Below are 23,861 nucleotides of genomic sequence, written 5' to 3'. Positions count from 1 at the left end.
GCGATCAGCGCTTGGGCGGGATCGAATAGGTTCCAGTCGCTTGTGCTACCGTGTGGCCTGTCGCACCCGCGACGATGTCGATGTCATAGACCATAAGGCTCCTGCCCAATTTCAGGATGCGGCAGTGGCCGAGAATTGGGCCTGCTTCGGCCTTGCGCATGAAATTGATGTTGAGATTGGTAGTAACGGACAATGCATCCGGCCCGGCATGCGAAAGCACACAGACGTAACCGCCGATATCGGCCAGCGTGAACAGGCACGGGCCCGAGACCGTGCCGCCGGGCCGCAGGTGCCGTTCGTCCGCGTTGAGGCGAACGGTGCAACCACCCGGGAAGATGTCGATGGCCTCATAGGCGAGATAATCGTCATTGAGCTGCGGATAGACTGATTTCAGAAGCGCGTTGGCCTCTTTGGCCGTGAGCACCGGCTCGAGATCGTCCTGCATCGGCATGGCACTGCCCGTTCACTGTCGTGGTGCTTCGGCCTTTGCTTTGCACCTGTTATGATCCGAAAATTCAGAAAGCATGCTTGAAGCCTTTCCTTCAACCGGCAGCGTGCTAGTTGTTTTGTTCCATATTGAACGAATCCGACGGCTGAATCGTCGAGCAGCGGAGATCAGGAAGTGGCTGAAATCGTCGCCATAAAAACCGAACCCGTCGGGCCGGTGCTGGCCGAGCAAGCCAATGGCGTCGCACGGATCACACTTGCCAGCCCTCCCGCCAATGCACTGTCGCTGGCTGTCATGGCTGCCCTGCAAGCAGAATTCGACCGGTTGCGCGACGACCGTTCCGTACGGGTCATTGTGCTTGCAGCATCGGGCAAGGTGTTCTGTGCCGGACACGACCTCAAGGAGCTCACCGCGCACCGCAATGAGGGCGACCGGGGCCGGGCCTTCTTTGAGAAGACTTTCGCTGCATGCTCGACCTTGATGCAAACCATCGTGCGCCATCCCAAGCCCGTGATCGCGGTGGTCGATGGGCTGGCGACGGCCGCCGGCCTGCAGCTTGTCGCCAGCTGTGACCTGGCGATGGCTTCCCACGAAGCGACATTCTGCACGCCGGGCGTCAACATTGGTCTGTTCTGCTCGACGCCGATGGTGGCTCTGTCGCGCAATGTCTCGCGCAAGCAGGCTATGGAAATGTTGTTGACCGGCGAAACCATCGACGCCGCAACAGCGAAGGAATTCGGTCTGGTCAATCGTATCGTGCCGCGCGAATACTTGAATCAGGTTGTGACCAAATACGCGCAAACCATTGCATCGAAATCGCCTTTGACGATCCGTACCGGCAAGGAAGCCTTTTACGCGCAGGCCGAAATGGGTCTTTCGGATGCTTATGACTATGCCGGACGCGTGATGGTTGAGAACATGCTGGCGCGCGACGCCGAAGAGGGCATTGGGGCGTTCATCGGCAAACGGCAGCCCGAATGGAAGGGCGAGTGATGCGGCCATCCGACCGTGTCGCTCACATCGAAGCTCCGGGCCTTTTCAGCGCATGAGCCAAAGCCTCGTTCTCGACATACAGCCCAACACTGTCTGGCACGTCGAGGAGGCCTGCCGTCAAGCCTGGCCGGCAGCCGTGGAACAGGTCGTGGATGGCTGGTTGTTGCGCCGTTCGGGCGGCGGCATCCGCCGAACCAACTCCGCCAATCCGCTGGCAGGCAAGCGCCAGTGCGAGGCTGCCCTCATCGACAAGGTAGAAGCTTTCTATCGAGGTTTTCGCCAGGCCCCGGTGTTTCGCCTCACCGATTTTACACGGGAAATTTCGGCCGAACTCGACAGACGTGGCTATACCACACAGGCGAGTACGTTGACCCGGCTAGCCCTGCTTGCTGGCCAGCCGGCTCTCGATGCGGAAGGCTGCATCGTAACGACTGAACCAACGGAAGCCTGGCTTGACTTGCGGGACCGTCTTGCGAAAGATCCGCTGATCTTCCGCGACATGGTTGCTTCGATCAGCCTGCCCAAGGCTTTTTCCTCGTCGCGCGCCGGCGGGCGCACGGCGTCGATTGCCTATGGCGTGCTCTGCCACGGCATGTTGGTGGTGGAGTCGGTCGCTACGCACCCCGACCATCGCGGCAAGGGGATGGCCAAACGTACGGTCGGCGCTCTGATGAACTGGGCGCGGGATGCTGGCGCCGACAAGGCTTGCCTGCAGGTCGTTGCCGACAACCATCCAGCCCTTGCCGTTTATCGGGCTTTGGGCTTCAACACCGAACTCTACAGCTATCATTATCGTTTTGCGCCGGATGCAGCATGAACCACGACGCCTATGACAACGCCTATATCGCCGGCATCCTGAATTCGGTGAAGACCATCGCCATGGTGGGCGCCTCTGCCAACGATGTGCGGCCGAGCTGGTTCGTGCTGAAATACATGCTGGCCAAGGGCTTTTCGGTGTTTCCGATCAATCCGGGTCAGGCAGGCAAGGAAATTCTCGGCCGCATGACCTATGCCAGGCTGGCCGACATTCCTGAACCGATCGACATGGTCGACATCTTTCGTGCTCCGGCTGCCGTGCCTGGCATCGTCGACGAGATCCTGGCACTCGATCCGCTTCCCAAAGTCGTCTGGATGCAACTCGGCGTGCGCCATGACGAAGCGGCGGCGAAGGCGGAGGCCGCTGGCATCAAAGTGGTAATGAACCGCTGCCCCAAGATCGAGTATGGCCGCCTCTCCGGCGAAATCGGCTGGAATGGCGTCAACTCCGGTGTGCTGTCCTCCAAGAAGCCGATCATGCGTCGGGGCTTCCAGAGTTTTGGCGTTCGCCAGAAGTAGTCAGCAACAATTTTCCACGGTTTTGCCGAAACGCTGGCGGCAGCACTGAAAAATAGCGCGCGGCAGGGAAAATCTTCTTTGCATTCGGCGTGCGGCTCGCCCAAGAATGCCGGGCGATTTTTTGGGGCGATTTGAGGAGGTTTTCGATGAGCCAGCGCGCACCCGGTTTCAACACGCTCGCGGTTCACGCCGGCGCCAAACCAGATCCAGCTACAGGCGCTCGCGCCACGCCGATCTACCAGACGACATCTTATGTTTTTGATGATGCGGATCACGCCGCTTCATTGTTCGGCCTGAAGGCGTTCGGCAACATCTACACGCGCATCATGAACCCGACCCAGGCAGTGCTGGAAGAGCGCGTGGCTGCGCTCGAAGGCGGCACGGCAGCACTGGCGGTGGCATCGGGCCACGCCGCGCAGCTGCTGGTCGCGCATACGCTGCTGAAATCCGGCGAGAATTTCGTCGCCGCGCGCCGGCTTTATGGCGGCTCGATCAACCAGTTCGGCCACGCCTTCAAGAACTTCGGCTGGGAAGTACGCTGGGGCGACACCAACGACATCTCGACCTTCGAGAAGCAGATCGATGAAAACACCAAACTCATCTTCGCCGAGAGTCTGGCCAACCCGAACGGTGAGTTCGTCGACATCGAGAAGCTGGGCGATATCGCACGCAAGCATGGCATTCCGCTGGTCATCGACAACACGCTGGCCACGCCCTATCTGGTGCGTCCGATCGAGCATGGTGCCGACATCGTCGTACATTCACTGACCAAATTCATCGGCGGCCACGGCAACTCGATCGGCGGTGTCATCGTCGACGGCGGCACCTTCGACTGGTCGAAATCCGGCAAATATCCGATGCTGTCCGAACCGCGTCCTGAATATGGCGGCCTGGTGCTGCACGAGACCTTCGGCAATTTCGCCTTTGCCATTGCGACCCGCGTGCTTGGCCTGCGCGATTTCGGCCCGGCGATCTCGCCCTTCAATGCTTTTCTAATCCTGACCGGCCTGGAGACGCTGCCGCTGCGCATGCAGCGCCATTGCGACAATGCCTCGACTGTCGCCGCCTGGCTTGCCAACCATCCCAAAGTTTCGTGGGTGTCCTATCCGGGCCTGCCGACGGACAAGAACAACGCCTTGCACAAGAAGTACTCGCCATTGGGCGCCGGCGCCGTCTTCACCTTCGGCCTCAAGGGCGGCTACGATGCCGGCGTGAAATTCGTCGAGGCGTTGGAACTGTTCTCGCATCTGGCCAATGTCGGCGATACCAAGTCGCTGGTCATTCACCCGGCTTCGACAACACATCGCCAGCTTTCCGACGAACAGAAGGTGGCAGCTGGTGCCGGACCGGACACGGTTCGTCTCTCGGTCGGCATCGAGGACGTCAACGATATCATTGCAGACCTCGAACAGGCGCTCGCCAAAGCCTGATCGGCATGGCACAGAAGGCTCCGGACCAGACCGGAGCCTTTTTCATGAGCGAGCCGAAATTCCTCACCGTTTCGATTGATGGCGTCGAGCCGGAGCATGGCGCACCAGCGCCGGATCGGCTGATTTCAGGCGATCCGCAGTTCCGTACCTGGAACGCTGAGGAGCGTGACAGCGGCCTCTATGCCGGAATATGGGAATCGACGCCCGGCAAATGGCGCATCGTCTATGACGAATGGGAGTTCTGCCACATCCTCGCCGGTGTCTCCGTGATCGCAGAGGAGGGCGGTGAAGCGCGCACTGTGCGGGCAGGCGACAGTTTCGTGCTCAGGCCGGGTTTCAAGGGAAGCTGGGAAGTGCTCGAAACCTGCCGCAAGGAATACGTCATCAAGCTCTGACGGCCTCTCTATCCTGGTTTCCGGCCCGAGACCCTGAAGAAGGTGTGCGACGTCACCAGCACGTCGGGATTTGCCAGGTGCTCTGTCAGCGTGGCCATATCCGCTTCAAGGTCGTGCTGCGCGACGAAACCCTGATCGATCATCTGCTCGCGCACATTGTTGACGAATTCATAGAGCATCGGCCGGCGATCATGTCCGAGCGGATAGACATGATAGGCAGCGTCGACATGGATATCGGTCAGGCCCGCTTCGCGGAACAAGCGATGCGTGCGCCGCCCGATGAACAGGTCTATGCCTTGCGCCGTTGAGTAAGCGGTATAGGTATTGAGCAGCCTCTCCCAGGCCGGGAGCGGCGGATCGCAGAAGTGGGCGACGAAATCAGCCTCAAAACTGGCGACCCAGCCGCCCGGACGCACCAGCGCCACCATCTCGCGCACGATGCGGTGCGGCTCCGGCACATTGACGAGGACCAGTCTCATATGGGCGCCATCGAATGAGCCGCGTTCCAATCGGGTGTCGTAGGCGTCGCCCTCGCGCACTTCGACGTGCGGTAGCGCGTGGTCGGCTACGAAGCGGCGCGCCATCTCGACAAAATGCGGACTGCGCTCAAGGCCAAGCACCGAGCCTGACGGGCCGACACGCTTTCCAAGCAGATGAAGCACGCCACCGGGACCGCAACCGAGATCGATGACCCGTTCACCCGGCTTGATGCCGATGCGTTCAAACTGGGCGTCGGAGTCCGGTGCGAGGTTCGCGATCTGTCTTTTCAGACGTGCTTCCTCGGCCGGACCGCGGCCAAGCAGATATTTGTCCTGCCGCATTGATGCACGCTCCCCCTCATCGAGACGTACGGCGACCTGAAACATTGCCTGCGAACAACGCAGGATAGCACGGAATGGTCGTGTTGGCGTGAGAGACTTCACATAGCGCTCACGCAAAAAGCGGGTGCGTCAGACGCGGACGCTGAGCCTTTCCAGCCCATGGAAGTGATAGGTGTCACGGAACCGCGGTTCCTCGGCGAACCGCAGCATCGGCAGCCGCTCGAACAATGTCTTCAGTGAGACCTGCAATTCCAGCCTGGCCAAGGGCGCCCCAATGCAGAAGTGGATGCCGGCGCCGAAGGAGACATTCTTCTGGTCGCTGCGGTCCGCGTTGAAGACATCCGGTGCCGCAAAGGCAGAGGGATCGCGGTTCGCCATGCCGAGAAGCAGGCCGACCTGTTCATTCGGCTTTATCGTCACCCCTGGCACCACCTCAATTTCTTGATAGGCATAACGGGTGAACATGTGCAGTGGCGCGTCATAGCGCAGGCATTCTTCCACCGTGGCTGCGGTCGCCTCGGGAGATGTGAAGAAACGCCTAGGATCGCCGCCTTGCGCGAGGAGCGAACGCACTGCGTTGCCGGTCTGGTGCACGGTTGCCTCGTGGCCTGCATTGAGCAGCAGGATGGTCGAGGAAACCAGTTCATCCTCCGTCAGCTTCTGACCGTCTTCCTGGGCAGAGATCAGCAGCGACAGCAGATCATCGCCCGGCTGCTTGCGCCGTTCCGCGACATAGCCGCGCAGGAAATCCGCGAATTCACGGGCGGCGTGATTGGCCGTATCCTCGGTCTCGCGGGTGCGGCCATGCATATACATGGCCACCATCCGGTGCGACCAGTCGAGCAGTTGCGGTCCCATCTCGACCGGCACACCGAGCATCTCGGCGATGATGGTAATCGGAAGCGGCGCAGCATAGGCAGGCAGCAGATCCACAGGTCTGTCTGGCTCGAAGCCATCGATCAATTTGTTGGCCAATGCCTCCACGCGCGGCCGCAGCCGCTCCACCTGGCGCGAGACGAAGGCGCGGTTGACCAATGTGCGCAGCCTCGTATGCACCGGTGGCTCCAGCTCCAGCATGGAGTTGGCTTCGATCGCGTCGAAGGCGGTGAGATGGCTGCGATCTTGGTTGAGCCCCCGGCTGTCAGGGATGCCGGCCGGGTTTTGGCGGCCGAAGCGGCGGTCGCGGAGCAGGCTGTTCACCGTGTCGTAGCCGCCCAGGCACCAGAAGCCGAATTCTTTCCAGAAGAAGGTCGGGCTGTTGGCGTGCAGCCAGGCATAAGCCTCATATGGGTTCTGGACAAAGGCTGGCTCATGCGGATCGAGGCTAACATGCCGGTTGGCCGGGTCGAGTGAGAGATAGGCTGGCTTCGTCGGCATAAATCGGTCTCAGCTTGCGAAGGAAAGGCACAGGATCGGGGTGAAACCCGCTTCGACGCGTCGCCAGTTCACGAAAGCCGCGCTTTCGCACAAGGCAGCCAGCAAATTCGGCTGATTGCGTTTCAGCGTCTCGGCTTGGCTCAGGTGAATGGTGACGATGCCGCCTTTTTCCACATGGATGGATGAAAGGCCAGCATCCGGTTCGTCCAGATGCGACATGCAATCGATCCAGGCGTCCCAGTTGTGGCCGTATAAATCCGGCAAACCAAAGGCTTCGGCGAAAAGATCATGCAGATCGGCGGCTTCGGAGCAGTCGATGCGGACGAAACGGTGTTGCAAGAAATGCTCCAAGATTGTGAAGTCGATCCGATTTTCCCGCATGAGAAGGGGGTTGCCAATATGGACGTCATCGTCGTCGGCGCCGGCATTGCCGGCCTATCCACGGCCTGGTCCCTGATCAAGGCCGGACACGGCGTCACCATTCTGGAGCAGGGCCCGATCCCAAATCCGCTGGCGGCGTCGGGCGACCATCACCGCATCATCCGCCGTGCCTATCGCGCAGATACCGGCTATGGCCAATTGATCAGCGAGGCCTATGGCGCTTGGGAAGAATTGTGGGACGATCTGGGTGAGAACCATCTCGACCAGCGCGGCTTCCTCTGTGTATCGCGCGAGCCGGGTGATGAAGCCGAGGAATATCGAGAGGGCATGGAGGCGGGCGGTTGGCCAATCGAACTCCTGACACCTGAAGCGGCCGTCGAACGCTGGTCTTTTCTGGAAGCCGGCACTTTTCGCTACGCCTACTTTTCGCCGGATGGCGGCGCACTTCATTGTCGCAAGATCGCAGGAGCGATGGCGAAGTGGCTGCGTGCCCACGGGGCCAATGTGCGCGAAAACTGCAAGGTGACCGCCGTCGACGCCGAAGCCGGAAGGGTTACCCTCGCCGATGGTGAAAGCCTGCGAGCCAGCCGCGTGGTCGTCACGGCTGGCGCCTGGGTCCTGAAGCTGTTTCCAGAACTGGGCGACGAATTAAAGACCTACCGTACCGCGCTCGCCTATGTCGAACCGCCGGCCGACTTGCGCTCTGCCTGGGAAACCGCGCCCGTTATCCTCGATGTCGGCGGCAAGACGGATGGCTACATGATCCCGCTGACGCGCGGCGCAGGAATGAAATTCGGCTCAGGTCTTCATAAGGTGCCGACCGAAGATGCTGACCGGAACCGCACAGCGATCGCAGGCGAGGGTGAGCAGATCCGCGACCTGTTCTCACCCCCGATTGCCCGGATCAAGGAATACCGGGTCACCGATGTCGTGACCTGCGCTTATACGTTCACGGCGGATGAGAAGTTCCTGGCGCGTGAAAAGGGCAAGTGCCTTATCATTTCAGCCTGTTCGGGACACGGCTACAAATTCGGCGCCGCGGTTGGCCGGCGCGTCGCCCTTGCTGTGGGCGACGGCGATATCGACAGGCTGAAACATTGGCTTCGAGCCGAACAGATTTGAATGCGCTACAAAGCCGGAGCAAATGCCCTGCCTTTGTCGGCAAGCTGCCCGCTCAGTATTGGCAATGGCGCGGAATGTGCACGCGGCGCCAGCCGGTCTGGCCTTCGGAGACCATCACACGGCGTGCGACCTGCCGATAAGTCGGAGGAACTTCCAGGACGCGCTCAGAACCAGGCTGGATTACGACCTGCTCGGTCTCATAGCCATATTCAGCAGGGATGACGACGCGGCGGCGCGATTCCGGCTGGATCACCACGGTCTCGGCCACTCTTTCGTAGCGCGGTTTGTGTTTGATCTTGCACAGCACGCGGCGACCATTGATCCAGCGCCACTCCCAGCCATAACCGCCATCCGAGACTTGCACGGTCCGGTAGCGGGTGTCGACGACTGCGGGGATGACTTCATAGGTGACGCGTTCTGGACGGATTAGTACGGCGCGCTGGCGTGTTCCATAAATGGGAGGTGTCCTCACAACCCGGCTGTAGCCAGGACTGACCTGTTCCTCTCCGTAGATCGTGTCGTAGACCGGACGGGTCCGGTACGGCTCGTAACATTCGACCGCGCGGCCGCCGGCCACCGTTTCGGAGGCGGTACCGAGCATGATCAGTGCGGTTACGGCCAGCGAAAGCTGCTTCTTCAACATATGCCACCCCTTTTTACGCGAACTTACGCCACTCGCTTCAACTTTAGCGGATGGAGATCGCCGGAAAAGCGGATTCTTTAAAATTCGTTAACGGTGGCTCATGCCGGAAAATGCGCTGACCGGATGGCTAGGCGCTGCGGTCTTGCGCTAGGGTGAGCCGGCATCCTATCTACGGAAACGACCGTCAGCATCGATTCCGCCCACTCGGCGCGGAAATCCCATCCAGGCAAGGGACCATTTATGAAGAGCCCCATCGAAACCTATATGAACCTCGTCCCGATGGTGGTCGAACAGACCAATCGCGGTGAACGAGCTTACGACATCTTTTCGCGTCTCCTGAAGGAACGCATCATCTTCATCACCGGCCCGGTCGAGGACGGCATGGCGACGCTAGTATGCGCGCAGCTGCTTTTCCTGGAAGCCGAGAACCCGAAGAAGGAAATCAATCTCTACATCAACTCGCCTGGCGGCGTGGTGACGTCCGGCATGGCGATTTACGACACCATGCAGTTCATCAAGCCGGCCGTCTCGACGCTTTGCATCGGCCAGGCCGCGTCGATGGGCTCGCTGCTGCTTTGCGCCGGTCACAAGGACATGCGCTTCGCTACGCCGAATGCCCGCATCATGGTGCACCAGCCTTCGGGCGGCTTCCAGGGCCAGGCTTCGGATATCGAGCGTCACGCCCAGGATATCATCAAGCTGAAGCGCCGCTTGAACGAGGTTTACGTCAAGCACACCGGCAAGGATTACGAGACCATTGAAAAGACGCTGGACCGTGACCATTTCATGACTGCCGACGAGGCCAGGGATTTCGGTCTCATCGACAAGGTCATCGAGAGCCGCGATGCGGCGGAAACGGCCGCAAGCTGATATTCAATCGGATTAAAATTGTCAGTTGTCGGCGGCAGACAACGCTTTTGGTGTGGTTTGCGGCATTTCAGCCACAATTGGCTGTTTCCTCGACGACGACGATTGCCTACGTTAAGGCTATGTTGATTTTCGGCGGCTTAGCTTTCCGTGGGGCTGCGGGAATCATTGCCACGTTTTCTGATTTGTGTTTCGTACGGAATGCGTTGCAGGAGCCAGGTCACTGGCCGACGCGGATTCCCGCGATAGATATGTAGGTGTGCCAAACGCCAAACCATCGGCGGGTGCCCATGAAAGGACTGGGACGATGAGTAAGGTCAGCAACAGCGGCGGTGACTCCAAGAACACCCTGTATTGCTCCTTCTGTGGCAAGAGCCAGCACGAGGTGCGCAAGCTGATCGCCGGACCGACGGTGTTCATCTGCGACGAATGCGTCGAATTGTGCATGGACATCATCCGCGAGGAGAACAAGACCTCGATGGTGAAGTCGCGCGAAGGCGTGCCGACACCGCAGGAGATCCTGAAGGTTCTAGACGATTATGTCATCGGTCAGCCTTACGCCAAGCGCGTGCTGTCGGTGGCGGTTCATAACCACTACAAGCGCCTCGCGCATGCCGGCAAGAACAACGATGTCGAACTGGCGAAGTCGAACATCCTTCTGATCGGCCCGACCGGCTGCGGCAAGACGCTGCTTGCCCAGACGCTTGCCCGCATCATCGACGTGCCGTTCACCATGGCTGACGCCACGACGCTGACCGAAGCCGGTTACGTCGGCGAGGACGTCGAGAACATCATCCTGAAGCTGCTGCAGTCGGCCGACTACAATGTCGAACGTGCTCAGCGCGGCATCGTCTATATCGACGAGATCGACAAGATCAGCCGCAAGTCGGACAACCCCTCGATTACCCGCGACGTGTCGGGCGAGGGCGTCCAGCAGGCACTTCTGAAGATCATGGAAGGCACGGTTGCCTCGGTGCCGCCGCAGGGCGGTCGCAAGCACCCGCAGCAGGAATTCCTGCAGGTCGACACTGCGAACATCCTGTTCATCTGCGGTGGCGCGTTTGCTGGGTTGGATAAGATCATCTCCGATCGTGGCCGCAAGACCTCGATCGGCTTCGGCGCGACGGTCGCTTCGCCGGAAGATCGCCGCACCGGCGATCTGTTCCGCCAGGTCGAGCCCGAGGATCTGCTGAAGTTCGGCCTGATCCCGGAATTCGTCGGTCGTCTGCCGGTGCTGGCGACGCTCGAGGATCTCGACGAACCGGCGCTGATCCAGATCCTGACCGAGCCGAAGAACGCTTTGGTCAAGCAATATCAGCGCCTTTTCGAAATGGAGAGCGTCGATCTGACCTTCCACGAGAACGCGCTCTCGGCGATCGCCAAGCGCGCCATCGAGCGCAAGACCGGCGCACGCGGTCTGCGTTCGATCATGGAAGCCATCCTGCTCGACACCATGTTCGAGTTGCCGGCACTCGAAGGCGTTCGCGAAGTTGTGATTTCGGAAGAGGTCGTTTCGGGCAACGCTCGCCCGCTCTACATTTATTCCGAGCAGAAGGAAAAGAAGGGCAACGTCAGCGCCTGACGTGTCTTTTCCAGAGTTTGAAACGGCGCCTAACGGCGCCGTTTTCGTTTCCCGGATAATAGGATGGCGCATAAAGTTGCCTAGCACTAAAGGCAGGTCCCAGAGGGCCTTGATCTTTGCCAGCACCTTATCCACTTAACCACCGAAGGCCGCGTGCCAATTCTGTGCTGAAAAACTCCCGTCACAATCGGTGGTAGGCGGATTGGTCCGCGGTCGTTAATATGAGATTCGCGATTGGCCAAAGGCGATCGCGAAGGAAAGGTTGGACAATGGCCAAAATATCCAAGGCTCCCGGCGACGGCGTCTTCGCGGTTCTCCCGCTTCGCGACATCGTGGTATTTCCCCACATGATCGTTCCGCTCTTTGTTGGGCGCGAGAAGTCGATCAAGGCGCTGGAAGAGGTGATGGGGCAGGAAAAGCAGATCCTGCTCGCCACCCAGATGAATGCCGCCGACGACGATCCGGAGCCCGATGCGATCTATGACATCGGTACACTCGCCAATGTGCTGCAGTTGCTGAAGCTTCCCGACGGCACCGTGAAGGTGCTGGTCGAAGGTTCTGCGCGCGCCAAGATCGTGTCGTTTACCGACCGTCCCGACTTCCACGAGGCGAAGGCCGCTGTCCTGACCGAGCCGGAAGAAGAGGAAGTCGAGGTCGAAGCTCTGGCACGTTCCGTGGTTTCGGACTTCGAGAACTACGTCAAGCTGAACAAGAAGATTTCGCCCGAAGTGGTTGGTGCAGCCAGCCAGATCGACGACTACTCCAAGCTCGCCGATACGGTCGCTTCGCATCTTGCCATCAAGATCCCTGAGAAGCAGGAGATGCTCGCCACGCTCTCCGTCAAGGAGCGACTTGAGAAGGCGATGGGCTTCATGGAAGCCGAGATCTCTGTCCTGCAGGTGGAGAAGCGTATCCGCTCGCGCGTCAAGCGCCAGATGGAGAAGACGCAGCGCGAGTACTACCTCAACGAGCAGATGAAGGCGATCCAGAAGGAACTCGGCGAGGGCGAAGATGGCCGCGACGAGGCCGCCGAGATCGAAGCGCGCATCAAGAAGACCAAGCTGACGAAGGAAGCTCGGGAGAAGGCTGAAGCGGAGCTGAAGAAGCTGCGCACCATGTCGCCGATGTCTGCCGAGGCCACGGTCGTGCGCAATTATCTCGACTGGATCCTGTCGATTCCGTGGGGCAAGAACTCCAAGGTCAAGCAGGACCTGAATTTCGCGCAGGACGTGCTCGATACCGATCACTATGGCCTCGACAAGGTCAAGGATCGCATCGTCGAGTATCTCGCCGTGCAGAGCCGCCAGAAGAAGCTGAAGGGCCCGATCCTGTGCCTCGTCGGACCTCCGGGCGTCGGCAAGACCTCGCTTGGCAAGTCGATTGCCAAGGCGACTGGCCGTGAGTTCATCCGTATGGCGCTGGGCGGCGTTCGTGACGAAGCCGAGATCCGCGGTCACCGCCGCACCTATATCGGCTCGATGCCTGGCAAGGTCATCCAGTCGATGAAGAAGGCAAAGAAGTCCAATCCGCTCTTCCTGCTCGACGAGATCGACAAGATGGGCCAGGACTTCCGTGGCGATCCGTCGTCGGCGCTGCTTGAAGTGCTCGATCCGGAACAGAACGCCTCCTTCATGGATCACTATCTGGAGGTCGAATACGATCTCTCGAGCGTGATGTTCGTGACGACGGCCAATACGCTGAACATCCCTGCGCCTTTGATGGATCGCATGGAGATCATCCGTATTGCCGGCTACACGGAAGACGAGAAGGTCGAGATTGCCAAGCGGCACTTGCTGCCGAAGGTGGTTCGGGATCATGCCCTGCAGCCGAAGGAGTTCTCGGTTTCCGAGGATGCAATTCGCGCCGTGATCCAGACCTATACCCGCGAAGCGGGCGTGCGTTCGCTTGAGCGCGAACTGATGAAGCTCGGCCGTAAGGCAGTGACTGAGATCCTGAAGACGAAGAAGAAGTCGGTGAAGATCACCGCTTCCAACCTGTCCGATTATCTCGGTGTCGAGCGCTATCGTTTCGGCCGTGCGGAGTCCGACGACCAGGTCGGTGTCGTCACCGGCTTGGCTTGGACGGAGGTGGGCGGCGAATTGCTGACGGTCGAAGGCGTCATGATGCCCGGCAAGGGCAAGATGACGGTCACCGGCAACCTGCGCGATGTCATGAAGGAATCGATCTCGGCGGCGGCGTCTTATGTCCGCAGCAGGGCGCTCGATTTCGGCGTCGAGCCGCCGCTCTTCGACAAGCGCGACATCCACGTCCACCTGCCGGAAGGCGCTACGCCGAAGGATGGTCCGTCCGCGGGCGCAGCGATGGCCACCGCCATCGTATCGATCCTGACAGGCATTCCCGTCCGGGCCGATGTGGCCATGACCGGTGAGATAACCTTGCGCGGTCGCATCCTGCCTATCGGCGGCTTGAAGGAGAAGCTGCTGGCGGCTCTGCGTGGGGGCATCAAGAAGGTGCTGATCCCGGAAGACAACGCCAAGGATCTGGCTGAAATTCCGGACAATGTGAAGAACGGAATGGAGATCATTCCCGTTTCCCGCATTGGTGAAGTCCTGCGGCACGCCTTGGTCAGGATGCCTGAACCGATCGAGTGGGTCGAACCCGTCAGCCCGCCGGCATCAGCCGATGCCGACGATGCCGGAAAGTCACTTGCCCACTAACGTCGGCCACGAGTGCATTGCACAAACCAAAAGCCGGGCTAAGAGCCCGGCTTTTTTGTGAAAAAGCCCGGTTTTCCGGGCTTTTTTCGTTCTTTTGCCGGTCTTATGGCTTGGTTGTCGGAACACTTCTTTCTAAAGTCCAATCCCTGCCGGATGAGTCGCAAGTTCCGGTTTTCTCATGGAAGGGAATTTTTATGAACAAGAACGAACTGGTGTCCGCTGTCGCCGATGCCGCGAAGATCTCGAAGGGTGACGCGCAGTCGGCGGTGGATGCGGTATTTGCCGTTATCACCGGCGAGTTGAAGAAAGGTGGCGATGTCCGTCTGGTAGGCTTCGGCAATTTCTCGGTTTCGAAGCGCGCTGCCTCGACCGGCCGTAACCCGCAGACCGGCGCGGAAGTGAAGATCCCGGCCCGCACGGTGCCGAAGTTCACTGCCGGCAAGGGCCTGAAGGACGCCGTCAACTAAGGCGCGCTGATTGTTCAGAACTGCGAAAAGCCGGGCCTAGGCCCGGCTTTTTTATTGGTCTCGATTAGAGAGCGTTCGGCCGGGATCAAAAATAGGTCCGCGGTCGAACCTGCTTCGCGTGCTGGCGCAGATAGAAGCAGTAGAAGCCGAACGCCGCAGCGAACCACATGTAAGCCTCACCGATCGCCAGCCGGTTGTTGGAATTGCTGAGCAAGGTGATGGCGAAGAAAACCAGCGTCGAAAGATAGCAATGCCAGGCCGTTGCCTCGATCAGCTTTGTCCGGGCCGCCTGTTGCACCTGTCTGGCCGCCCAGATGAACAGAAACGCATAGAAGGCCAATCCGGCGATGCCGTAGCGCACTGCGATTTCGAGATAGCCGTTGTGAAAGACGTCGTAGATATCGGTGTGGTAGGTTCTGTTCTGCCACTCCGTGAGCCACGCTGAACTGGCACCAAATATCGGATGCCGTGACCACACTTCCAACGCATCGGACCAAAGCATTAGTCTGTCTTTGGAGGACAGTGGGGTCAGTTCACTGTTGATAGCTTGGTTCAGGGCTTTGCCAACACCATTGGTCGCCACATCCGAGATCAGCGTTCCGATGAAGGCGACGGTATCACCTGCGGTCGAAGATAGGATACCGTAGGAGAAGAAGACGGCAGCAAGGACCACTATCAGGGCGCTTGTGCCAATGAGCAGGTGACGCCGGCTCCCTCGCAGCAAAGTCAGGACAATCAGCAGCAGAAGCACTGCTGCCAGAGCAAACCAGACGCCCTTCGAACGCAGCGCGACGATGTTGACGACGGCAAATGCCAGTACGGCAGTTGAAAGCAGCCAGAACAGTGCTTTGTTTCCTGCTCTCAAGTCGTTGCGTTGACCCGTGTAGATCGCAAATTGCAGAGCGCACAGAAAGATGAAACCTGCCGCGATCGCGGCATGGATTGTATTGTTGAACAGCCCTGCCAGAGGTTGCATCCCCTGGAGTATGGCCGCGTAGCCCGTATTGGCGGCCAGGAAAGCAAGGCTGGCGGCCATGAAGCACCCGGCCACCACCGCAGGTCTCTTGACGTAAGCCAGAAGCGCGAAACCCGTTGTGGCGTAGAGAGCAGGGAACAGATAGATCCCTTCAGCCGTGCCGAGTTGACCCGTCGTGAAGTAGACGCCCGCGAGACGTGCGAAGACGTAGAAAGTCCAGCCAAAGCACAGGTAGCCGACCCCGCCGATCAGCGGCTTGCTGCATGTCCAGAGGTCCTTGCCCAGCCAGCGAAAGATGCCCGCTATAAAAAGGATCATCCCGGCATAGCGATATGTGTCGGCTTCCCGCCAGACCGGTGAAACGAACGCCAGTACGAGCAGTGTCGCTAGTATCTGCCACAAAAGCGGCTGCCTGGATGTCGGGTAGTCCGGAGCCTCGCCGTTCAGCGGCGGAGACTGGAACACGTGATGCAAGCGTCGAAACTGATCCTTCGCACGGAAACAGGCTGTCCCCAGCCGCTTCCACCAGGAGAATCTCGCTTCTTTGTAGCTTCCGGAGGGCCCTGCGATGCTGGAAACGGCACTGCGCGACGTGAAGCTCAGCACATTCTTGCGGACTGAGTAGACTTCGAGACCAGAATCCCAAAACCTTTCCAGGGCGATATCCCATGGCAAGGTCATCGTGGCGAGTTTTGAAATCAGCTTCTGCGCGCCTCGCCTTGTGACGAGATAGGCAGCCGCCGACCCTTGCGGACCGTGGAGTGTACGCCCGATCTCATCGCCACGCGAAGTCGTGGCTGCACGGATGAACAGTGCGGTTCTGTGCGTGGTGAGCTTGATGGCGTCGAAATCCGGTGCAGCGGCTATGATCGCTTCAATCCGAGGCAGTGAGTCGTCATCGAAGGCGACGTCATCTTCAATGATCAACCCGTATGGCTTGTCTTCGTCCAGGAATGCCCGCAGTGCGGTCAAATGGCTCTGATAGCAGGCGTATTCGGTCGGAAGAATCTCCCGCCCGTTCCGCGTCTTGGCGGTAGCGAAATCGACACCGTTCCAATTCTCGATCGGTAGCGCTCTGCCGTCGATCGCCGACACGCGGTGTAAAAAAAGTCCTGCAGCGCCGGCATTACTGGCCAGCTCTTCCCAACGATCGACTTGGGTGTCGAGATTGATGGCGAAGATGGGAAGATCCATACGGCGTTCTGTCATTGCGATTGAAAAGCTGTACATGCAGAATCACCTGCTTGGCCAGTGCGACTACGCTACCCCGAAATCATCTAGATTTGCGGAAGCGCTAGGGCCGCAACACATCTATACCGACCTTTATGGATCGCGCAGTGTCTTTGCTCACACTCTTGAGCCGAGGGTGTTTCGCATTACGGCAATCTTACAGCGTTGGAAAAAGCGAGAATCCTGCAATCAGGATGCCGGGTTGGCAAGTTGCGAGGGATATGGTGGGCGATGACGGACTCGAACCGCCGACATCTTCGGTGTAAACGAAGCGCTCTACCAACTGAGCTAATCGCCCGCTCCGGCGGGTTCTTTAAGCAGTTACCGAGCACTTCGCAAGGCAAAATCCGAGACGGATCATGCGCGATGCCGGCGTTTCCGTAACTTGTCAAAAAACCTTCGCATGAACTGCAATTAGCACCCATGGGCCGCTTGACACCCGACAGTGAACCCCTTATCCAGCCGCCATCGACGTCACGGCTCATCCGCGGCGTCAGTGCGCGGGTGTAGCTCAGTCGGTTAGAGTGCCGGCCTGTCACGCCGGAGGTCGCGGGTTCGAGCCCCGTCACTCGCGCCATTTTTTCAAAGGCTTAGCCCAAGCTTTTGAAATCAGATTTACCTCCCTCTCGGCCACTTCTATCTTTTGACTCGCTGCTTTGGCAGGTCATTGCGCTTCGTCCGCGGCTCCGAATTGGCCACACCTCGAGCGTCGCAACCGCGTCTGAACGAATCCGCAACAGCAACTGCAGCAGGGTCGTTTGTTACGGGGTGGTGGAATCAGCCGCAACGATGTCGGCCTCCAGGGCCGCTCCCAAAAACGCCGATCGGGCAACATCCGGCGCGGTGGTGCCACCGAGGACGCGCATGCAAGCCATGCGGGCTTGAATGCGTTTGGCGGTTTCCCCGACGGGCCAGTGGTAGAGCAGCATCTCGGCCGCTTGGCGGGCGCTGGTCACCTCGACCTCACCGGACGGCAGCGCCACTGTTACCGGCTCTGCAAATGCGCCATTGCTGTCATTCATTTCTAGTCCTCCTTGCTCGCACGAAACAACATACGAACAGGAAGACCATTCTGTTTCTTCACAAATGGCGGTTCTGGCTCACATTGAGTGAACGGGTGAGGGAAGACATCACTGCCTGCGCAGCAGACCCATGAAATGCAGGACAGAGCGCAACAGCATCACCAGCAGGTTGATTCCGGCAAATTGCAGGGCGAGCACCACGCCGACGCTGGCGAGGAACCAAATGCCGGTATGAGAGACGTCTGCGCATCCCCGGCACAAAAGATCTAAGGTGTATTTGACGATCATGGCAGGTTCGGAGAATCGCGTGGGCGACCAGCTTTGGATAAGCCGACGGTTTGTGCACGACAAGTTGGCGGCATGCGTCCTAAGTTCTGCCAGGCTGCAGGTTGCCGCTGTCTAGAGATATTTCTCCACCTTCCGGCCAATCCTGAGGAACCTTAGCGGATCGATGGCTTCACCATCGTGGCGCACTTCGTAATGCAGGTGCGGGCCTGTGGAACGACCGGAAGAGCCGGTCTGGCCGATAACGTCCCCCATCTTCACCGTCTGTCCGATGGCAACCCCGACCTTGCTCAGATGGGCATATCGGGTGGTGTAGCCTCGACCGTGATTGATCTCGACCATGCGCCCATAGCCGCCGTTCCAGCCTGCCTTGGTTATGACGCCTGCCGCAGTTGCGCGGGCGGGCGAGCCGAGTGGGATCCGGAAGTCCATGCCGGAATGCAGGGCGGCAGTTCCGAGAAGGGGATCCGTGCGCACGCCGAAAGGACTGGTCACAGAGCGGCCGGGCGCTGGATTGGCGAGTGGCAGGCGGCGCGCTTCCTTGCGCAAGTGATCGAGCTGGTCGAGTGCCTCGTCCAGTTCCTTGACCTTTGTGTCGAACAGCGTCGCACGGTCGACCGGCACGAGGGGGCCGCCCACATCGCTTTCATCCTTGCCGAAGTCGCTATCGACCGGGAGCCCCGCCGCTTGTAGCGCTTCCTTGATGGCGTCGGCATTTTCGTATGTGGTGTCGGCCAGCCGTGTAAGGCGCTGGAGCTGTTCGGTTTCGATGTCCTGGAGCGACTGGTTGATGGCTGCAAACAGCTTGTCGGCACGGTCTGCAGCGGAAGCATCAGCAGGAAGGTCAGCGCGGGTCGACCAGCCTGAGAAAGCGGGGGGGTGGCTGTCGCCAAGACTCACCAACGCGGCAAGCTGCGGCATCGACTTTTCCCCGACGAACGTCGCGTGGTCCTCCGGCTTGGTCCGATCGGCGGGTGCTACGTCAGGCGGCGTGGTGTTGATCTCGGGTTCGATGGCTTCGGCGCGTTCGAGGATGGGTCCCAGCCGACCATGACGCTGACTGAGCTGGCTCTGACGCGCCAGCAATTCACCAACCTTGGTTTCCATCAACTGCTGGTCGAGCAACTGCCGGCTGGTGATGCGATCCACTTGCGCGCGCAGTGCCGAAATGCGGTCTTCATAGGCCTGCTGCATGCGCGCTTGCCGAGCGGTCGTCGCGCCGATCAGATCGTCGCGGAACACGAGATATGACGTTGCCAACAGATAACCGATGAAGACGGCGGCAATGGCAGAGCCAACGAAGGCCATCATCCAGGGTCGCACTGTGAAGTGCCGGATCTCGTCGCCGCGAGCGATGATGACCGTATGCGGCTCTTTACGCCTGCCGAACACCGCCGACTGACCGTTTGCGTCCACCGAACCAGGCTTTCGTTTGCTACCCCGACAATGCCATTAGGCACTTGTTATGGTTAACAAAGCCTTGCCTGCGCGCAGGCATCGAAACATTACCCGTTCAGGGTCCGCAACCGCGTAGCTCGCGAATAGACCTCAGAGCCCTCGCACCGCCTCGAGAACCGATTCCGCGTGCCCCTTGACGCGTACCTTTCGCCATATCTGGGCAATCCGGCCATCGCGCCCAATCAGGAATGTGGCGCGCTCCACACCCATATAGGTGCGGCCATACATCTTCTTTTCCACCCACAGATGATAGGTTTCGATCACCTTGCGCTCTTCGTCCGAAGCTAGGTCTACCGTCAGGCCATGCTTGGCCTTGAACTTATCATGTTTCTTCACGCTGTCTGGCGAAAGTCCGATCACCACCGCGCCGGCTTTCTCGAAATCGGATTTAAGCTGGGAAAAGCCGATCGCCTCGTTGGTGCAGCTTGGCGTGTCGTCCTCGGGATAGAAATACAGAACCACCGGCTTGCCGATAAAATCGGAAAGCTTGAAACTGCCGCCGCCATCGCGAGGAAGAGTGAAATCGGGCGCGATATCGCCCACGTTGAGATCGGCCATAACCACGCCTTTGTTTGAACCTAAGCGCCAACCCATGGTGTCTGCAAAGCAGCATTTGACAGACATCATGCGTGATCCTCAATAAATTGGCACGCGCTCGAAGGCAAAGCGGGATTTGAGCTTTTGCCGTTCGCGCTTTGGGTTGGCCCGATATAGTGTCGATGAGGAATCGTCAGCCACGGCGGGCTGAAGACGGAAAATTAGGTGGATCAGGAACTCCCGAGGCACGAGAAGATTCGATTCAGGCGTGACGAGATTGCCGATCTCCGCGCCTTGCCCTCGGCCAATGCCGTGCCTCCGCTTGGACGTGCCAAATTTCGGCGTGGCGCACGGTTATTGAGCCGTTTTCTTTTCGGCGTCGGTGTTCTGGTGGCGGCGGCTGTCGTCGCGATCTATGCGATCGGAGCCACCGGTATCGGTTCGGAACGCCTGCGGCAGGCGGCGGAACGCGCCATCGAGGGGATGGCCGGGGTCGATGTCAATGTGACCGTCGGTCCGGCAAGCATCACGCTCGACAAGGCAAGCTTCCTGGCGTTGCAGGTGCGGGATGTGAAGCTGACTTCCAGCGACCGCAGGCCGATGGTCGAGGCGGGTCTGATGCGCTTCGGCGTACGACTCGCACCCCTTCTTTCGGGAGAGGTGCAGCTTACCAGTGCCAGGGTTTCCGATGCGCGTATCTTTGCAGATACGCTCCCCTCGCAGGGAGATCATGACTGGACCGTGTCACTGCGCAACGGCGACGGGCTCATCGATCCTGACAAGGTGGTCGATGTGGTTTTCGGCGCGGTCCATCAGTCGCTCGATGCGGTCCGCCTAGATTCGATCCGGATGATCGATCTCGACAATGTTGCGGTGGTCTTGTCCAAGACGGGTGACATGCGGCTGGTGACGATTGCCGATGCGACGGTCGAACAGTCCGGCTCATCCGGTGTCAAGCTCTCGTCCAAGCTCGATATCGACGGTCGACAACTGACAGTCGGCGCCACGGCCGGCCGCGATCCCTCGGCGCGCAGGGTGACGGCTCTGCAGGCTGACATAACGGTTGAACCCATCGAGGCCGACCCGAAGGCGGTTGAGGTGGTAGGTGGCAATGTCGGGGCGCTGACGTTGCATCTGGAAGGCACGGAAGGCGAGGGCAACGTTCAGCCTCAGCTGGGCCTTTCCGGCACCTTGGCTGGTGCTGTGCTTGATCTTGGCGCGCGCGGCATGCTGCCCGTCGATGCCAAATTACAAGCCACTCTGGTGCGCGGTGCCAACAAGATCGCTATCGACAAGCTCGACCTGCAGGTAGGCCGCTCGGATTTCGATATCGAGGGCTCTCTGGGTCCGAAGCCGCGGGCTGGCGTAGCGGGAGACGAGCCGTCCTACCGTTTCGATCTGGTCAGCAACAAGTCGATGCTGGCTCCCGGCGATTCCTCGGAACCGGCGCTCAACTTCGCCGGGCGTCTCGCGGGAGATTACCAGACGATCAGTCGCAAGCTGTTGGTGCCCACCATTGCGGTGCGCTCCGACAATGCCGGGGAGGTGCTCGGCAACGCGGCTGTCGAATTTGTTGCTGGCAAAGCGCCGGGCGTTTCGCTTGCTCTCAATGTCCACGATGTGCCGGTTTCCCACATCAAGCAATTATGGCCCTGGTTTTCGGCGCACGGCGCACGCGAGTGGGTGCTGCAGAATCTATTTGGCGGAAGAGTTGTGGAGGCCAGCCTGCAATACCAGGTCGCTCCGGGACGTGCCGGAAATGGAGTGCCGCTGAACCGCAACGAAGTGTTCGGTCGCTTTCAGATCGAAGGCACGCGTTTTGACACGGCCGGCCAGATCCCGCCGATCCGTGATGCCGATGGTGTGGTGGAGTTCCACGGCAATGACGTCGACATCTCTTTGTCGAGCGGTACCGTTTATATGCCGAGCGGGCGCTTGGTCTCGGCAAGCAACGGCACGCTGACCGTCAGAAATGCCAATGTTCCCCCGGTGATCGGTGCGTTGAACATCGATGTGGCGGGCAATGCCGATGCTGTCGCGGAACTCGCCTCATATGAACCGATCAACGCCATGCGCCATGTCGGATTGAAGCCTGACGAATTGTCGGGAACCGTTACGGGGAATGTCAAGGCCGACATCCCGCTGCAAAAGGGCATCGACACCTCGAAGCTCGGCTGGCTGGTGTCTTTGGATTACCAGGATCTCGGCATCACCAAGCTGATTGACGATCAGATCGTCAGCGACGCCGATGGCAGCATCGTCGTTGACCCGAAGAGCGCAACGGTCAGGGCAAAAGCCTCGCTCAACAACATTCCGGCCGAAATCAGTCTGGTGGAACCGCTCGAGCCGGACGGGCCTCCGCGCTCCCGCCAGGTTACACTGACCGTCGACGATAAGGTCCGCCAGGCCCTGATGCCCGGCTTGTCCTCCATTCTCTCCGGTTCGATGAAGATTTCGCTCGATAAGAGCGACAGCGAAAATCAGCACGTGGATGCCGATTTGACCAACGCCAGACTGAGCATCCCGTGGGCTGGATGGAGCAAGGGGGCAGGCGTGCCGGCCACCGTCTCCTTCGTGATGGAGAAGAACGGGTCGACCACTCGGCTCACCGATTTCGATCTCGATGGCAAGACCTTCTCGGCCAATGGCACGGTCGAGCTTTCCAACGGCAATCTGGTTTCCGCCGATCTCAGCCATGTTCAGCTTAACCGTGGGGATGACGTCGCTGTCTCGGTCAAACGATCGGGCAAGGGATACACCGTCAAGCTCGACGGCGAAGCGCTCGATGCCCGCGCGCTGGTCAAGCAATTCACTTCCGATACCGACAGCGCCACAAAAGGCAGTGGCGGTGATGCCATCTCAGTCAGCGCTGACATCAAGTCCCTGACAGGTTTCAACGACGAGGTCGTGTCGAACTTTTCGCTCGACTACAGCGGGGTTGGGTCGACGATCAACGGGCTGACGGTAAGGGCACAGGCCCGGTCTGGGGCCATGATCGACGTTTCGAACAATACCGTAGGGGATCGGCATACGCTGGATATGAAATCGTCGGACGCTGGTGCAGTGCTGCGTTTCCTCGACATCTACAAGCATATGCAGGGCGGCGCGATCGGCGTGGCGTTGGCAGGAGCGGCAGACGGGCCGATGCGCGGCACCGTCGATGCGCGCAATTTCCAGATCGTCAACGAACCGAAGCTGGCATCGATCGTTTCAACAACTCCTGCCGGCGACAAGCGATCGCTGAATCAAGCAGTGAAGGCCGATATCGACACGTCCCGTGTCCAGTTCGAGCGTGGCTATGCCGAGGTCGTCAAGGGCAAGGGCTATCTTAAGGTTGCCAACGGAGTCCTGCGTGGGCCGCTCATCGGTACGACCTTCCAGGGAACACTTTACGACCAGAACGACAACATGGACATGACCGGTACCTTCATGCCCGCCTACGGGATCAACCGCATCTTCGGTGAATTGCCTTTGGTCGGGGCGCTGCTGGGCAACGGCCGAGATCGTGGCCTGATCGGCGTGACTTATCGATTGAGGGGCAGCTCCAAAAAGCCGGATCTGCAAATCAACCCGCTGTCGGCGATCGCGCCCGGTATCTTCCGCTCGATCTTCGAATTCCGGTGAGGGGGGGGGGGGGGGGGGGGGCCCCCCCCCCACCCCCCGGGGGGGGGGGGGGGGGGGGGGGGCGGGGGCCCCCCCCGCGGGGGGGGGGGGGGGGGGGGGGGGGGGGGGGGGGGGGGGGGGGCGGGGCCGCGGGGGGCGGGGGGGGGGGGGGGGGGGGCGGGGGGGGGGGGGGGGCGGGCGGGGGCGGGGG

At 59.9% G+C, this 23,861-nt stretch carries 22 protein-coding genes and 2 tRNA genes; 12 read left to right on the top strand and 12 right to left on the bottom strand.

Annotation, left to right across the window (positions count from 1 at the left end; all coding sequences use genetic code 11):
* Positions 1–4: 4 nt before the first annotated feature.
* Entirely contained in the window at positions 5–451 is a 447-nt protein-coding gene (locus L4923_RS18080) for a PaaI family thioesterase (RefSeq protein WP_239367607.1), read from the bottom strand.
* Positions 452–622: 171 nt separating this feature from the next.
* On the opposite strand from L4923_RS18080, the gene L4923_RS18075 reads away from it, so the two are divergent.
* The 5 genes from L4923_RS18075 to L4923_RS18055 all read left to right on the top strand — a co-directional run bounded on the left by L4923_RS18075 (position 623) and on the right by L4923_RS18055 (position 4,601).
* Positions 623–1,441, top strand: a complete 819-nt coding sequence (locus L4923_RS18075; protein ID WP_239367605.1) for an enoyl-CoA hydratase — start codon at positions 623–625, stop codon at positions 1,439–1,441.
* 52 nt (positions 1,442–1,493) lie between these two features.
* The gene (locus L4923_RS18070) at positions 1,494–2,258 is read left to right on the top strand and encodes a GNAT family N-acetyltransferase (protein ID WP_239367603.1); all 765 of its coding nucleotides are present in this window, start codon (positions 1,494–1,496) and stop codon (positions 2,256–2,258) included.
* Complete coding sequence (locus L4923_RS18065; RefSeq protein ID WP_239367601.1) at positions 2,255–2,776, top strand: CoA-binding protein; 522 nt, start codon at positions 2,255–2,257, stop codon at positions 2,774–2,776. The genes L4923_RS18070 and L4923_RS18065 overlap by 4 nt, the downstream gene beginning before the upstream one ends.
* A 146-nt stretch (positions 2,777–2,922) precedes the next feature.
* Complete coding sequence (locus tag L4923_RS18060) at positions 2,923–4,206, top strand: O-acetylhomoserine aminocarboxypropyltransferase (RefSeq protein ID WP_239367599.1); 1,284 nt, start codon at positions 2,923–2,925, stop codon at positions 4,204–4,206.
* A 44-nt stretch (positions 4,207–4,250) separates the two neighbouring features.
* Positions 4,251–4,601, top strand: a complete 351-nt coding sequence (locus tag L4923_RS18055) for a cupin domain-containing protein (RefSeq protein ID WP_239367597.1) — start codon at positions 4,251–4,253, stop codon at positions 4,599–4,601.
* 8 nt (positions 4,602–4,609) lie between these two features.
* On the opposite strand, the gene L4923_RS18050 is transcribed toward L4923_RS18055, so the two are convergent.
* The 3 genes from L4923_RS18050 to L4923_RS18040 all read right to left on the bottom strand — a co-directional run bounded on the left by L4923_RS18050 (position 4,610) and on the right by L4923_RS18040 (position 7,138).
* The gene (locus L4923_RS18050; RefSeq protein WP_239367595.1) at positions 4,610–5,422 is read right to left on the bottom strand and encodes a methyltransferase domain-containing protein; all 813 of its coding nucleotides are present in this window, start codon (positions 5,420–5,422) and stop codon (positions 4,610–4,612) included.
* A 129-nt stretch (positions 5,423–5,551) separates the two neighbouring features.
* Positions 5,552–6,799, bottom strand: coding sequence for a cytochrome P450 (locus L4923_RS18045; protein ID WP_239367593.1), 1,248 nt, complete (start codon positions 6,797–6,799; stop codon positions 5,552–5,554).
* Between the two features lie 9 nt (positions 6,800–6,808).
* On the bottom strand, positions 6,809–7,138 hold the full coding sequence (locus tag L4923_RS18040) for a barstar family protein (RefSeq protein WP_239367591.1): 330 nt from the start codon (positions 7,136–7,138) through the stop codon (positions 6,809–6,811).
* Between the two features lie 60 nt (positions 7,139–7,198).
* Here L4923_RS18040 and L4923_RS18035 point away from each other — a divergent pair, with 60 nt between their 5' ends.
* Positions 7,199–8,302 (top strand): NAD(P)/FAD-dependent oxidoreductase, encoded by a 1,104-nt coding sequence (locus L4923_RS18035; RefSeq protein ID WP_239367589.1) that lies wholly within the window; start codon positions 7,199–7,201, stop codon positions 8,300–8,302.
* 52 nt (positions 8,303–8,354) lie between these two features.
* Here the strand turns inward: L4923_RS18035 and L4923_RS18030 are convergent, their stop codons facing one another.
* Positions 8,355–8,945: a hypothetical protein gene (locus L4923_RS18030; RefSeq protein ID WP_239367587.1), complete on the bottom strand. Its 591-nt coding sequence runs from the start codon at positions 8,943–8,945 to the stop codon at positions 8,355–8,357.
* A 240-nt stretch (positions 8,946–9,185) separates the two neighbouring features.
* Between L4923_RS18030 and clpP the strand changes: the two genes are divergently transcribed.
* The 4 genes from clpP to hupB all read left to right on the top strand — a co-directional run bounded on the left by clpP (position 9,186) and on the right by hupB (position 14,539).
* The gene (clpP, locus tag L4923_RS18025) at positions 9,186–9,815 is read left to right on the top strand and encodes an ATP-dependent Clp endopeptidase proteolytic subunit ClpP (protein WP_239367585.1); all 630 of its coding nucleotides are present in this window, start codon (positions 9,186–9,188) and stop codon (positions 9,813–9,815) included.
* A gap of 304 nt (positions 9,816–10,119) precedes the next feature.
* Positions 10,120–11,394, top strand: coding sequence for an ATP-dependent Clp protease ATP-binding subunit ClpX (gene clpX, locus L4923_RS18020; protein ID WP_054308708.1), 1,275 nt, complete (start codon positions 10,120–10,122; stop codon positions 11,392–11,394).
* 269 nt (positions 11,395–11,663) lie between these two features.
* Positions 11,664–14,072 (top strand): endopeptidase La, encoded by a 2,409-nt coding sequence (lon, locus tag L4923_RS18015; RefSeq protein ID WP_239367583.1) that lies wholly within the window; start codon positions 11,664–11,666, stop codon positions 14,070–14,072.
* 194 nt (positions 14,073–14,266) lie between these two features.
* Complete coding sequence (gene hupB, locus L4923_RS18010) at positions 14,267–14,539, top strand: DNA-binding protein HupB (protein WP_129410362.1); 273 nt, start codon at positions 14,267–14,269, stop codon at positions 14,537–14,539.
* A gap of 85 nt (positions 14,540–14,624) precedes the next feature.
* On the opposite strand, the gene L4923_RS18005 is transcribed toward hupB, so the two are convergent.
* Together L4923_RS18005 and L4923_RS18000 are read right to left on the bottom strand one after the other, a co-directional pair.
* Positions 14,625–16,745: an O-antigen ligase family protein gene (locus tag L4923_RS18005; protein WP_239367581.1), complete on the bottom strand. Its 2,121-nt coding sequence runs from the start codon at positions 16,743–16,745 to the stop codon at positions 14,625–14,627.
* 222 nt (positions 16,746–16,967) lie between these two features.
* Positions 16,968–17,043 (bottom strand) — tRNA-Val (locus L4923_RS18000).
* A 202-nt stretch (positions 17,044–17,245) separates the two neighbouring features.
* On the opposite strand from L4923_RS18000, the gene L4923_RS17995 reads away from it, so the two are divergent.
* Positions 17,246–17,322: transfer RNA gene (locus L4923_RS17995), tRNA-Asp, on the top strand.
* A 184-nt stretch (positions 17,323–17,506) separates the two neighbouring features.
* Here L4923_RS17995 and L4923_RS17990 read toward each other — a convergent pair.
* The 4 genes from L4923_RS17990 to L4923_RS17975 form a co-directional block, all read right to left on the bottom strand.
* Positions 17,507–17,767, bottom strand: a complete 261-nt coding sequence (locus L4923_RS17990) for a DUF982 domain-containing protein (RefSeq protein WP_239367579.1) — start codon at positions 17,765–17,767, stop codon at positions 17,507–17,509.
* A gap of 108 nt (positions 17,768–17,875) precedes the next feature.
* A complete protein-coding gene (locus L4923_RS17985; protein ID WP_239367577.1) occupies positions 17,876–18,055 on the bottom strand; it encodes a hypothetical protein in 180 nt (59 codons plus the stop codon).
* Between the two features lie 111 nt (positions 18,056–18,166).
* Positions 18,167–19,468 (bottom strand): M23 family metallopeptidase, encoded by a 1,302-nt coding sequence (locus L4923_RS17980; RefSeq protein ID WP_239367575.1) that lies wholly within the window; start codon positions 19,466–19,468, stop codon positions 18,167–18,169.
* A 132-nt stretch (positions 19,469–19,600) separates the two neighbouring features.
* Entirely contained in the window at positions 19,601–20,068 is a 468-nt protein-coding gene (locus L4923_RS17975) for a peroxiredoxin (RefSeq protein WP_239367573.1), read from the bottom strand.
* A 204-nt stretch (positions 20,069–20,272) separates the two neighbouring features.
* On the opposite strand from L4923_RS17975, the gene L4923_RS31105 reads away from it, so the two are divergent.
* The gene (locus L4923_RS31105) at positions 20,273–23,671 is read left to right on the top strand and encodes a YhdP family protein (RefSeq protein WP_239367571.1); all 3,399 of its coding nucleotides are present in this window, start codon (positions 20,273–20,275) and stop codon (positions 23,669–23,671) included.
* Here L4923_RS31105 and L4923_RS17965 read toward each other — a convergent pair.
* A partial coding sequence (locus L4923_RS17965; RefSeq protein ID WP_239367569.1) for a hypothetical protein occupies positions 23,613–23,861 on the bottom strand: 249 nt, incomplete at its 5' end. The genes L4923_RS31105 and L4923_RS17965 overlap by 59 nt on opposite strands.

The organism is Terribium retamae, assembly GCF_022347545.1.
Lineage (GTDB): Bacteria > Pseudomonadota > Alphaproteobacteria > Rhizobiales > Rhizobiaceae > Mesorhizobium > Mesorhizobium retamae.
Note: the sequence above shows the minus strand (reverse complement) of the source record. Positions and strands in the feature narration are given on the sequence as shown.

What these genes read in the sequence shown, in the direction of transcription:
- L4923_RS18080 (WP_239367607.1), bottom strand. Translation starts at nt 451, where the DNA reads ATGCCGATGCAGGACGATCTCGAGCCGGTGCTCACGGCCAAAGAGGCC.
- L4923_RS18070 (WP_239367603.1), top strand. Translation starts at nt 1,494, where the DNA reads ATGAGCCAAAGCCTCGTTCTCGACATACAGCCCAACACTGTCTGGCAC.
- L4923_RS18065 (WP_239367601.1), top strand. Translation starts at nt 2,255, where the DNA reads ATGAACCACGACGCCTATGACAACGCCTATATCGCCGGCATCCTGAAT.
- L4923_RS18060 (WP_239367599.1), top strand. Translation starts at nt 2,923, where the DNA reads ATGAGCCAGCGCGCACCCGGTTTCAACACGCTCGCGGTTCACGCCGGC.
- L4923_RS18055 (WP_239367597.1), top strand. Translation starts at nt 4,251, where the DNA reads ATGAGCGAGCCGAAATTCCTCACCGTTTCGATTGATGGCGTCGAGCCG.
- L4923_RS18050 (WP_239367595.1), bottom strand. Translation starts at nt 5,422, where the DNA reads ATGCGGCAGGACAAATATCTGCTTGGCCGCGGTCCGGCCGAGGAAGCA.
- L4923_RS18045 (WP_239367593.1), bottom strand. Translation starts at nt 6,799, where the DNA reads ATGCCGACGAAGCCAGCCTATCTCTCACTCGACCCGGCCAACCGGCAT.
- L4923_RS18035 (WP_239367589.1), top strand. Translation starts at nt 7,199, where the DNA reads ATGGACGTCATCGTCGTCGGCGCCGGCATTGCCGGCCTATCCACGGCC.
- L4923_RS18030 (WP_239367587.1), bottom strand. Translation starts at nt 8,945, where the DNA reads ATGTTGAAGAAGCAGCTTTCGCTGGCCGTAACCGCACTGATCATGCTC.
- clpP (WP_239367585.1), top strand. Translation starts at nt 9,186, where the DNA reads ATGAAGAGCCCCATCGAAACCTATATGAACCTCGTCCCGATGGTGGTC.
- clpX (WP_054308708.1), top strand. Translation starts at nt 10,120, where the DNA reads ATGAGTAAGGTCAGCAACAGCGGCGGTGACTCCAAGAACACCCTGTAT.
- lon (WP_239367583.1), top strand. Translation starts at nt 11,664, where the DNA reads ATGGCCAAAATATCCAAGGCTCCCGGCGACGGCGTCTTCGCGGTTCTC.
- hupB (WP_129410362.1), top strand. Translation starts at nt 14,267, where the DNA reads ATGAACAAGAACGAACTGGTGTCCGCTGTCGCCGATGCCGCGAAGATC.
- L4923_RS18005 (WP_239367581.1), bottom strand. Translation starts at nt 16,745, where the DNA reads ATGTACAGCTTTTCAATCGCAATGACAGAACGCCGTATGGATCTTCCC.
- L4923_RS17990 (WP_239367579.1), bottom strand. Translation starts at nt 17,767, where the DNA reads ATGAATGACAGCAATGGCGCATTTGCAGAGCCGGTAACAGTGGCGCTG.
- L4923_RS17985 (WP_239367577.1), bottom strand. Translation starts at nt 18,055, where the DNA reads ATGATCGTCAAATACACCTTAGATCTTTTGTGCCGGGGATGCGCAGAC.
- L4923_RS17975 (WP_239367573.1), bottom strand. Translation starts at nt 20,068, where the DNA reads ATGGCCGATCTCAACGTGGGCGATATCGCGCCCGATTTCACTCTTCCT.